Raw genomic sequence first — 11,358 nt, 5'->3', positions numbered from 1 at the left:
GGGTCTTCAGGGCGGCAGCCGCGCCGCGCGAAAGACCTCGGTCAGCCGGAGCATCCGGGACTCCACCGCGGCGGTCGTCGCGTCCGCCACATCCGCGGACACCTGCAGCAAGAGGGCCTCGTCCCCAGTCCATTCGACCCGATAGGCGTCGAGCCCCTGGAGTCGGGCGAGATCGAACAGGGCGAGGTGATCCTTGCCCAGGAGGGTCGCCCAGAAGACCCCCGTGAACATGGTCCCGTAGGTCAAGGGCGCACCATAGGCGCCGTCGATCACGTCTTCGAGCTGCGAACTGCGCGGGTGGGGATGCAGGTAGGCGAACTCGGTCTCGGCCGGGCCATGAATCCCGCGAAACAGGGCGACCAACCGGTCCGAGCCCGACCGACCGGCAAATGGCTCAATGGGCGTCCAGAGGTTCAGCCGGTTGTGACCGCGCACCTCGCCATCGTCGTCCGGCGGGGACAGGAGCATCGCCAGCTCCCACGCAAAGGGCGAGTCGCCGCCGGCACCCAACACCAACGGCAAGCGGCGCTTGATCGGTTGGTCCAGGAGGTGCCGCAGTACGTCCATGCCGGGCTTGGGCACCCGGCGGTCGGCATCGCCGATCGAGTACCAGGACGCCTCGCCGATCAGTCCCGCCGCCTTGACCTGCGCGACCAGACGGCGGGCGACGGCCCGATCCTCGGCAAGCCAATCGTGGTGACGGGTCGCCGCACTCCAGAGGAGGTTCATAGGTGCCACCATCGTTCTTACGTACTTAGGGAGCGGTTCAGTAAGTCAAACAAGTTCATTAAGGCAGCAGCTTCATCGTATTGGTTGCTTCGTCGATGTAGTAGACGCCGAACTTATAGGTCGTCCGCAGGTGCCGGTTGAGCTCCGCCGCGGTCTGGTTGGGGAACAGATAGTTGATCGTCTGCACCGCCTTGCCGTCGGGTGCCGCTTGGCCGATCAGCTTGCTGTAGTCGGCGGCCTGGTCCGGGTCGACCTTGCCGAAGCGGTGCTTCATGTCCCAGATCTCGCCCTTGTCCGGGACCCAGGTGTCGACCTGGCGTTTGAACGGCGGGCTCTTCTTGCCCAGCAGCTTCTTCACGTCGAAGGTGGTCCGGCTGAAGGTGCGCGAGGAGAGCTGCGGGACATGCAAGGCGGCCCATTGCTCGAACATCGGCCCCTTGAGGGCCGCGCCGCGCCCCCGCTCGGCGGCCATCATCTTGCTCAGGATCGCGTTGAGCGACTTGATGTCCGGTCCCGTTTTTGCCGGCACGACGCTCGACAGGTAGCGCACGAAGGTCTTGTAGGCCTGGGCTGGGCTCTCCACGTTTTCCAAGTAATCGGCGAGCTTCGCGAAGTCGGTATCGGTCAGCTTGGCCTCCTTGATCACCGTCATCAGGGCCGAGTCGGCCTTGCGCAGCTTGCGCGAGATCTTGGCGGTCTTCAGGTTGGGAGCCAGGACCTTGAGGACCCGCAGCACGTCCGCTGCGTCGTTGAGCACGGTACCGCCCTTCCCGGCGAGCTTCAGGGCCTCGGCGATCTTGTGGACGTCGACCTGGCACGGCGAGCTGCACCGCAGCAACCGCTTCATCACCGCCTCGGACAGGCGCGCGAAGCGCTCCTTCAGCCATTGCGGCAGCTTCTTCAACTCGTCGATCTGGGCCTTCTCCAGCAGCTTCAATATCCCGAGCGGGATACGCAGCACCTGGGCCGCCCAGACATGACTCTCGGAGAGTGCCAGGGCGCCCTTCAGGGCCGTCCTCAGCTTGGCGACGCCCTCGCCCTTGAGCGCCTTGGCGGACTCGATCAGCTTGGCGACCTTGGGCAGCTTACCCAGGTACTCACCGAGCTTACCGAACTTGCCGACCTTGCCCGCCCACTTGACCGCGGTCGCGGCCCCCCCGGAGAAGATCAGCATCAGGATCTCGACGATCGCGTAGCCGATCGCATAGCCGCGAAAGTGCCAGCGGTCCCAGGTGTTCGCATGGTTCCATTTGGCGCTGATCATCTCCTTGATGTCGCTCAGCTTGATGTTGCTGATGTCCTCCCAGAACGCCTTGGCATCCGCAAGCAGTGTCCCATTGATCAGTTTCTCGACCAGTGAGACGACGAGCTTGACCAGGTCCACCAGACCGATCAGCACATCGACGACCGACATCACGGCGCCGTGCAGCAGACCGACGATGAAGGCGGCGACGCCGATCGTGACATCCGCGAGCGTCGACAGAATCGCCAGGCTGATGGAGCCGGAGCTGACCTGACCCTCCAGGGCCTTGACCAGGGCCATGCCCGGTACCCAGATCTGGCCGCCGACCGCGCCCGCCCCGGACTTGGATGCCTTCATCGTCTTCGCCTTGTCCCAGGCGTCGTCAGGGTGCTCCTTGTAGATGAACTTACGGCCCTTCGCCTCATTGACGGCGACGAGCACGTTCACCAGATAGCGATAGTCCCGGCAGGCAAAGGCAACGGCGGCGCACTGTACGTTGTAGTTGGGATAGAGCTCGCCGGCCAACGCCAGGGCACCCTGTCCCTCCTGCGTGATCCGGTGCAGCCGGGCATCCGGGTCCGGCATATCGGTGCTGACGCGGCCCGTGGCGACATAGCCGTGGGTGCCCTCGCCGACCGGAAGCGAGCTTCCCTGCTGGTGGCGGTCCACATAGACCGATGACCAACCGCCGGTCAGATTGCGATCGACAAAGACGCGGGTGTTGAGCGGCAACAGGCCCAGTTCCGGCTGGTCGCGGTTGGCCGCGGGCCATAGCTTGGTCCCGTCCTCGGTCTGGACGACGCCGAGCTGCTCGACCGGGGCACCTTCCTCCATGGTCTCGATTGTCGCGGTGCCGGTCTCAAAGACCGGGGTGTCCGGCTCCTCGACCGGGATCGGCGGCTCCGGCGCCGCGGGCACGGCCGCCGACGGCGCCGCCGCCGACCCGGCGGGGGGCGGCGGTACCTCCTTGAGATGATCCTGGTGGACGAAGCCGATCCGGGTGCCGCCTTCCACCATCGGGGCCTCGACCACGTACCAATCGAAGAGCCGGACCTCCTTGATGACGACCTTGGTGCCGGAGGCCACGTTGCCGACGCTGTTCGGGCAGGTGTCGGCCTGACCGCCGCAGGTGTCGCGGCCCTTGAGGTCCAGCGCGTGCGACGGCTGCACCCGCAGGCGCAGATTGCCGCCCTTGGGCGTTTGGATGAGGTAGGTCCCGCCCTCCTTGAGGGGGGCACGCTGCACCAGACCGGGGGCGCCGCGGGCACCGATCCGGGGTAGGAATTGGGCCTGGAGTGATCCGCCGGCCGTCCTTGCCGGGGGTGCCGCGCCCTGTTGGACGACGTGGGTCAGTTCGTGGGCGATGAGCCGTCTGCCCTCCGCGCGGTCCGGCGCATACTGACCCGCGCCGAAGACGACGTCGTGGCCGAGGGTGTAGGCGCGTGCGCCGAGTGCGTGCGCGGTCTGTGCCGCGGTGTCCCCGTGGTGGACCCGCACCTGGCCGAAGTCATGACCAAAGCGGGTCTCGAAGAAGGACCGGGAGGCGTCCGGGAGCGGCTGGCCGGTGCCCCGCAGGCCCAGTATCCGCGACTCGATGCCGCTTGCATCTGCGCCGGCGCGGCCGTTTTCCGCCTTAGGCTGCACCGTCGCGTCCAACTCATCCGCGTCGTCTTCGTCGGCCCCGGCGTCCGCGGCCGTCATGACGGGCGCACGCTGCACGACGCTCTCGCGCTCGGCGTCCTGCGCTTGCTCCTCCTCGGTGTCGGCCTGCGGATCGCGTTGGACGCGGCCGGCCGCGATCGACGCGACCGGGCGGCGGCTCAAGTCCAGGCCCATTCGTGCCGACCGGGTCCCGCCTCCCTCGGGGGGCGCCGCGGTCTGCGGCCCCTCAGGAATCCCCATCACCCGTTCGGCGACCGCGTCGGCCTCGCGCTCGAACAGATCGTCGGCCGGGCCGATGCTGAGCTTCGCCTGAACCCTCAGTCGTTCGTCGTCGGCCGACTCCTGCGCGCAGGCCTCGCACCGGCGCTGAATGCCAAACCCTTGGGTCAGGGACGCGACCGGACGGGCCGCCGGGGGCCGGGCCGGGCCGGGGCGCTCGCCCACGCGCGTGGCCAGTCGCTGCCAGAGCGGATTGAGCGGTGCCGCCGACACCGTGTGCCCGGCCGAGCGGCTGCGCTGGTCGACGGGCGCGACGGACTTGGGCGCAACGGCAACCTGGCCGGCGACGGCCTTCATGGCCTGAACTCCGGCTCTGGCCCGTCGACGGCCGGGGCCGCCTTCGCTGCCTGTCTCACGCTCATTGGTCTTGCCTCCTTCGCCATCGGCGGCCTTGGGGGGCAACCGGGTGTCTCAATCGCGTGAACCGCTCGTTTGCCGGACCGGTCAATGCGTCTCACACCGGTCAACCCTCCCGGAGCACGACAAATGCCAGGATGGGGCAGTCACTCGGCCAGTCCGCGGCGGTTTCCGGATGCAGTTCAGTCACGTCGATCCCCGCGGCCGCGGGGCCCAGCCTATCGATCAGTGCGTCCTTGATGACGGCCTCGGCCAGCCCCGCCGGGACCCGCTTGTCGCCTGGTTTGACCGCGAACCAGATGCCCGCGGGCAAGGCGTTCGGGCCAAGTGCCTCGACTGATTCGCCGAAGACCTTGCCGGATTTCAGGCAAACCATCAGGTTCCCGAGCCGGGTGGAGTCCGGCCCCAGCACCAGGCCGCCGATGTCCGGCTTGCGGATCATCTCGAGGATCTGCTCCAGGTTGCCCAGCAGCCGGCGTGCCTGGAGGCAGACCGCGAGCGGTCGCACGAGGGTGATGACCGGGCAGATTCCTGGGATATCGCTGCTGATGGCCACCTTGGATTCAAGATCATCGGTGCCCAGGAGCCCGGCAATGGCAAGGCCACGTTGACCGATCAAGGCGTCTCCCGTCGCGCTCGCGTCCGCGCGCCGGAAGCTCCAGACCTGGGCCGGCGGGCAGTCCGGGGCCAGGGCCATCCAGTTGGTCAGGACCGTCGCCGACTCCGTGCCGACAATGACCTGTGGGTCCTCGCCCTGGAAGCTCAGGGTGCCGAGTGGTTTGACCACCAGTTGCACTACATGGGTCACCGGCGGGACCCAGCCATCGATCCCAGGCAGCCCTGCCAGGTTGCCGGCAGCGAGTTGCCCGTCGAGGTTCTTGCTGGGGATCGGCGTCAGCCAATAGACCCGATGGCAGGTCGTCTCTACCTTGACCGGGACCGTCATCAGCAGGATGGCCCCATCCTGCCGCGCGCTGCCGAACAGGTCGGGCACCCGCTCCAGGGCGACATAATCGGGGGCCGCAGTGAGCCCGGACTCGGGTCGCACCACGTCGACCAGGGACTCCAGGCGCTCCAGGGCCAGCGCCTCACCTTCAGCGACGGCTGGCCCGCTGCTTGCGATGGCACCGCCGACGATAGGGCCGGCCGCCGCGCCTACGTCCTGGCGCCAGGTGGCGCGGACCTGCGTCTGGGGCGTGAGCAGGCTCTGGACCCCGGCCGCGAACTCCACCACCTGGAGAAAGTCGGGTTTCAGCCGCTCAAGGGTCGCCGTCGCGTTGGCCGCCATGGCCCGCTGAACCTCGTTGACCTGCTCCGCGTTCTCCAGGGTGACCTGGTAGAGGGCGTAACCGCGGGTCGCCACCGGGGCGGCCGGGGTGTCGTCCCGGCAGGTCTTGTCGCGCCGCCGGTGGAACAGCACCCAGTCCAGGGACCCGAGCACGGTGAGCCCGTCGGTCGTGGGCGGCGGCGGCGGGAAGAGCGCGGCGGCCTTCAGGTCCGCGAAGCGGGTACCGCCGAGCGCGGTGCCGATCGCCCGAATGGCGCGGATGGCGCGCTCGTGCGCCGGGTGGGCGGGCTGCGCCACCGCGGCATTGACGGTCTGCCAGGCGCGCCAGAGTTGGCGATCCTGAACTTTGGTGGCCGCTGCCGCGCCGACATTGGTGTTGATGTTCATGGCGCGCGCGAGGTCCAAGGCCTCCGCCTTGGTCTGCCCCGCGCTGCGGCCGGTCGGCATCCGCAGGGCGACGGTGCCGCGCACCTCGGCGGTGTCGGCTGCGGTCCATTCCCGTTGCACCTGGACCTCGGCGACCAGCGGTCCCAGGGCCGCGGGTGATTTCAGTTCGATCAGGTAGGTCGGCCCCAACGCCGTGGGGGACCGCAGGATGCTGACCGCCTCCGAGAGGTGCAGGCTCACCACCTCCGAGACCTTACCCACTTGCTCGCTGGTCCCCACCTGCATGGTGATCGAGACCTCGCCGGCGAGCTCCCCGTCCACCTGGATGGTCTCGGACCCGGCGCCCCGCGCCAGGACCTTGTCCACCCGCAGGTCCCCGGTGAAGGTGGCGCGCAGCAGCAGGCGGCTGGTGCCGAGGGTCTCGGCCTTGGTCGGCCGGGTGGCCGCGACCTTCTCCGGCCGCACCACCAGCAGATAGACCTCCCCAGTGGCCCGCGTCTGGGCGCCGCGGGCAAGCCCGGTCGGGTCCTCCGCCAGGGTCAGCGACACCCACAGTGAGGAGCGCAGCCCCGTGACCCGCTCCCGCTCGCCGATCCAGTAACGCCGTGGGTCCATGGTGTAGAGGGTGTCATCGAGCCGCACGCCCCCGGTCTCGATACCCACCGCGCCGGACAGCTCGGCCTTCGGGGTCGCCGCGGGGTCGGCGGTCTCGGCCGCCGGGGTGTCGCGCAGCAGGTGGAGGTTGGCCTGCGCGTCTTCCGCGGCCACGTTGGCGACTGCGGTCGCCGCCGCGGGCTTGACCGGCTCCAATTCAAAGGTGTCGGTGAGGCCCGCGTAGTGGAAGGCGAGGCCCCGGCCGGGGATCGCCTCGCCGCGCCCCACGCCCTGATAGTGGTAGGTCTCGCCCGTCCGCTCGAAGATCGCGGGGTCGAGCTGGTTGGCCAGGGTCGCCTTGGTCTGCCCCTTGCCCGCGTCCAGCAGAGCCAATTTGGATTGCTCCAACCGCTCGCCCAGGGCGGCGGAGACCGCGAGCGCGGTGAAGTTGTCCGGGATCAGGTTGACACGCATCTCGTAATAGCGCCCGGTCTCATCGCGGCCGGGGGCGACGCGCCCGTTGGGCACCAGGATATCGACCCGCGGTTTGCGCTCCGGGTGATCCAGCCCCTCCAGGAGCGAGATCCGCTCCATGTGCTGGGCCTCCTCCAGTGCATGGGGCACGAAGTCCGGGCGCACGATGCAGAAGCGCAGGTCCAGCCCCTCGCCCAAGAGTCGGCGCACCTGGGCGTTGACCGAGAGGCTGTCGCCCGGGACCACCGGGAGATAACCGGCGCTCGGCAGCTCGACCAGGCCCCAATGGATGAGTTGACGCTCCTGGGGCAGGAGGGAGAAGACCGCCTGCGCCGTCTTGAGCCGGTCCTGGAAGCGGGTGAGTTCGGCCAAATCCGGCTTGGCGGTCAAAATCGACTTGCGGGTCTCGGCCGTCAGGGCGGCAAGGCCTGCCGTGGTCTCTTTGTAGAAGACCGCGATCCGCTCCACCTGATCCACCGCCTCCGCCATCAGGGCCTTGGCCTGACTGCAGGGGTCGTCCGTCGCCCCGCCGCCGGCCGGGATGCCGCTCACGCTGTCCCGGAGCTGGCACTGGAACTGGAGGATCTGGGCCATGAAGACGGCCCAGGGGCGCATGGCCAGTTGCCACTGCCAGTAGCGCTTGGGCGGGGTCTCCATGCGCTCGCGCCGCGCCGTCCACTGGTCCACGAAGCGGCTTACGGTGCCCTCGCGCACCAGGATGCCGAGCGGGACCTCGCCCGCGCCGGACCCCACCGCGCCCCCGCACCACAGGGCGGCGCGCAGGCGATCGGCGGAGATCGGCTCGCCGAGCCCCAGGGCCTCGTCCGCAAACCAGGCGCTGGCGAGCCGTGAGCGCAGGTGGACACCGGTCAGGGCGAGCGCCGCGGCGGTCGGCAGCGGGGTGGACAGGGTCAGCGGACGTGCCCGCAGGACCACGCCCTCGACCTTGTAGGGTCGGTCGGTCGTGGTGACGCAGGCCTGTTCGCACAGGGCGCCGTAGACGTCCTCCTCCCCGCACAGGGCCTCGGCGAAGCCGATGGTTATCAGGTACCAGGACCGCTCGGGGACCACGGTCGCGGTGCCGACGGCCGTCTTGGCGCAGGGATTGAAAGCGGCGCTCCCGGCGGCCGTCGCCGCCCCGGTCGCCGCCAGGCCGCGCGAGGCCTCGATCAGGGCGGAGACCGACAGGGCATAGTCCTGGGGCAGCAGCAGCACCCGGCCGGCCGGGTCGATGGCGAGCCCGGGCAGGACCTGGAGCTGGTCCCCGCCGATGAGGCGCAGTTCCAGGCCATGCACCACCCCGGCCCCGCCGGCCTGGTTGCCCAGCGCCGTCAACTGGCGCAGGTAGCGCTGCTCGGACTCCAGGTCCTGGGCACGCAGGAACTTGCCGTCGAAATAGTTGAGCCGGGTGAGTGGGGTCGCGGCCGGGATCAGGTTGATGCCGTCGGCGCCGGTGATCAGCACCAGGGGGCTCGTGGAGTTAGTGGGCACGGCCATGGTCAGCTCCCCTTCTGCATGTGGACAAAGTCACGCCCGGTGGGCGCCGGCGGGTCGCCGACGGCGCCCGCAAAGGGCTTCAGGTCCGCCCCCAGGAGCGGGGTTGGACCCGTACCCAGTGCGACCAAGCGCAAGAGCTCGCCGGTGACCTTGGTCGACAGCGACAGGGTGACGGAGCGGTCCGATGGCTCGAAGAGCGCATCGGACACCTTGTGGACCTTCCAGCCGAACCCGGCGGTGAAACCCGAGACGGTGAAGGCCGCGGGTTTGACGCTGTCCGGGTGCAGGTCGGCGGTGACCTGCAAGCGCACCTGCTGGCCGTCGAAGATGACTTGTCGCGGGTCGGCCTGGGGTCCGCCCGGCGTGGCCGGCGCCGACGCAGCCGCCACGCTGGTGGCGGATTCCGGGCCGGACGCGGCGGCGGGTGCGGTGCAGCAGAAGAAGGCCGCCGCGGCCAGTTCCTGGATGGTACGGGTCGCCAGGTGGGAGGGGCGGGGGGCGTAGTTCGGGGTCCCGGACCTCAGGTGCAGCGCCTCGCCGGACCGGGTCAAGGTCAGTCCCTCCAGGTTCGCCAGCACCAGGCCGGCAGCGTCCGGACCGGGGAAGAGCAGCCAGTCCTCGCCGGCGGCGGTCTTGGGGGGTGTAAGCTCCGCCGTGTCCCAGGCGGCGCAATCGCGCAGCCGCTCCAAGGCCAGGGTCAGGCGCTCCGGCCGGGGTTTGGCGAGCAGGTCGTCGCGCGCCTTGAGGATCGCGGCGTCCTCCTGCGCGGCCGGCTTGCCGTCGGCGGCCTCGGTGCGGGCGGCCGCCAGCCCCAGGAGCAGGCGCACCCGGTGATAGGGTGGGACCGGGGGCGCCGGGGCCAACCCGGGCAGGAGCCGGATCTCCACCGTCTCGAAGACCCGGGAATAGGCGGTATCGCGCCCGGACCCGTCGCACGGCTCCATCAGGGCCGGTACCTGGCGGCTCAGACAGGCGCGGTGGCGGATCGTGCAATGGGCCGCGAAGGGCGTGGTGCCGTCCGCCCCGGCCAGACGCACACGCTCTTCCGCCGGGAGCGCGGCGAGCCAGGCCGGCAGGCTCAGGCACAGGTCCTCGTCCAGGTGCAGCTCCCGCCCGGCCGGGTCCAGGGCCAGGCCGCGGGTCACGCGGATCTCGTCGTGTTCGGGGTCCACGACCACCGCCAGGCCCCACAGGACCCCCTCACGATGCAGCCAGGCGTTGTGCAGCCTGGACTTGCCCCGGTGGTAGGCCTGCTCGGTGTCGAAGTCCTCGACCCCGAGGAGCATGCCGAAGTGGTAATTCAGCGCATAGAAGGGGCTGACCGGCAGCAGGGCGTCGGCGGCGCAACCGGCCTGGTCAGCGGTTACGCCGGCGCAGTTTGCCAGGGTGGGGGTGTCGGCCATGGGGACTCCTTAAGGTGGGTTCGTGGTGATCGCGGCTCCCGTGGGCGCCGTCCTAGGCGTCGCCGCGCAACGCGGAAAAGACGATGCGTCCCGCGGCCCCGGCGGCGAACTCGGCGGCGGCGGTGCGACCGGCGAGTTCGGCGGCGTAGAGGTCGCGGGCCGCCTGCTCCTTGCCCAGTGCGACCAGGTCGTGCACCAGCGTTTCCTCGGCCGTGTCCAGGGTCGTCTCCAGGGTGCCGGTCGGGGTCCCCGCCAGGTCGGTCAGGCTGGTCTTGGCGTCCAGGTAGTCGGCCAGGTCCGCCCAGATCGCGTCCGGTAGCGCCGCCTCCCATTCGCTCAACAGGGTGCGCTCGCTCGGCGGATAAGCCGTGTCCGCCGCCGTCTCCTTGCCGGCCGCGGTAACCAGGGCCGCCGCGGCTGCGGCCAAGCCGCCGGGCGCCCCGGCCCCGACCGTCTCCTTGACCTGCGCCAGATCGCGTTTCTGTTCGGCCTGCTCCAGCGCCCATCGCGCCTCGTCCAGCGCCTTCTCGTGACCGGCTGCAGTCTCCCGTTCCGTGGTCAGAGTGGCCGGGGTGGGCGTGTTGAGGCGCTTCTTCTGGGCCTCGGTGAGCAGCGTCTTGCGGGCCGGGTCGGCGAGCCGGGTCAGTGCACCCTGGGCGCGATCCAGTCGCTGTTTGGCGCCGCTGACATAGGACTCCAGCGCGCCAAGGGCGGCGGCATAGGCGGTCCGGGGCACCAGGAGCCGGTCCTCGGTGTTGCCGGTGGCCAGGACCTGGGCCTGGATCAGGTCGGCGAGGGTCTTGCGGTCAGCCGCGGCACCCTCGATGCGCTCGCGGGCGAGGTCCCGGCGCTCCGTGGCCCGCTGCAGCAGGGGGGCCGGGATGTCCTTTTCCGCCGCGGTCTGGGCCGCGGCGGTGAGGGTCGAGCCGAGCAGATCGCTCGCGTCCTGGTCCAAGGTGTGCAGGGGCGGTTGGGCCAGGGCGGCGACCAGGGCCGCGACCCGCGCCGCCTCCAGGTCGGCGGCATTCGACTCGGCCTGGGCGCGCAGCCGGGCGGTCTCGGTGGAGCGCAGGGTGAGCGCCGCGCGGTCCAGCTGGGCGCGGGCCCGGGCCAGTTGCCGCTCCTGCGCGAGGATGCCCGCCTCCGCCGCCCGTTGGGCGATGGTGGCCGTGTCGAGCTGCCGCAGGAGCGGGTCCGCGTCCGCGGTGGTGGGGACGGCCGCCAGCGCGGTGCGGATGCGCTGACCTTCGGACCTGGCGGTGGCGAGTGCCTGGGTGGCGTCGGCCAGGCGGGTGACGGCGGTGCTCACCGCGGCCTGCGCGGTGGTCGCGTCGGCACGGGCAGCGGCGGCCCGGTCCTGCCAGGCGGTCAGGTTGGCATGCGCGAGGTCCTTGAGGGTGGTTGGGTCGGCCATGGTGATGGGCTCCTGGGTCGCGTGGTTGGGC

Annotated in this window: 5 protein-coding genes; all 5 read right to left on the bottom strand. The window is 70.2% G+C overall.

The window, feature by feature from the left end; genetic code table 11:
- Positions 1–6: 6 nt before the first annotated feature.
- Entirely contained in the window at positions 7–729 is a 723-nt protein-coding gene (locus tag THSYN_RS15520; RefSeq protein ID WP_100919940.1) for a hypothetical protein, read from the bottom strand.
- Positions 730–787: 58 nt separating this feature from the next.
- Entirely contained in the window at positions 788–4,210 is a 3,423-nt protein-coding gene (locus THSYN_RS15515; RefSeq protein WP_100919939.1) for an eCIS core domain-containing protein, read from the bottom strand.
- 166 nt (positions 4,211–4,376) lie between these two features.
- The gene (locus THSYN_RS15510) at positions 4,377–8,510 is read right to left on the bottom strand and encodes a hypothetical protein (RefSeq protein ID WP_100919938.1); all 4,134 of its coding nucleotides are present in this window, start codon (positions 8,508–8,510) and stop codon (positions 4,377–4,379) included.
- Between the two features lie 2 nt (positions 8,511–8,512).
- Positions 8,513–9,913, bottom strand: a complete 1,401-nt coding sequence (locus THSYN_RS15505; RefSeq protein WP_100919937.1) for a hypothetical protein — start codon at positions 9,911–9,913, stop codon at positions 8,513–8,515.
- Positions 9,914–9,965: 52 nt separating this feature from the next.
- Positions 9,966–11,327, bottom strand: a complete 1,362-nt coding sequence (locus tag THSYN_RS15500) for a coiled-coil domain-containing protein (RefSeq protein ID WP_100919936.1) — start codon at positions 11,325–11,327, stop codon at positions 9,966–9,968.
- Between the last annotated feature and the right edge of the window lie 31 nt (positions 11,328–11,358).

The organism is Candidatus Thiodictyon syntrophicum (assembly GCF_002813775.1).
Classification (GTDB): Bacteria; Pseudomonadota; Gammaproteobacteria; order Chromatiales; family Chromatiaceae; genus Thiodictyon; species Thiodictyon syntrophicum.
Note: the sequence above shows the minus strand (reverse complement) of the source record. Positions and strands in the feature narration are given on the sequence as shown.

Coding starts and splice junctions, on each gene's coding strand:
- THSYN_RS15520 (WP_100919940.1), bottom strand. CDS start 729: ATGAACCTCCTCTGGAGTGCGGCGACCCGTCACCACGATTGGCTTGCC.
- THSYN_RS15515 (WP_100919939.1), bottom strand. CDS start 4,210: ATGAAGGCCGTCGCCGGCCAGGTTGCCGTTGCGCCCAAGTCCGTCGCG.
- THSYN_RS15510 (WP_100919938.1), bottom strand. CDS start 8,510: ATGGCCGTGCCCACTAACTCCACGAGCCCCCTGGTGCTGATCACCGGC.
- THSYN_RS15505 (WP_100919937.1), bottom strand. CDS start 9,913: ATGGCCGACACCCCCACCCTGGCAAACTGCGCCGGCGTAACCGCTGAC.
- THSYN_RS15500 (WP_100919936.1), bottom strand. CDS start 11,327: ATGGCCGACCCAACCACCCTCAAGGACCTCGCGCATGCCAACCTGACC.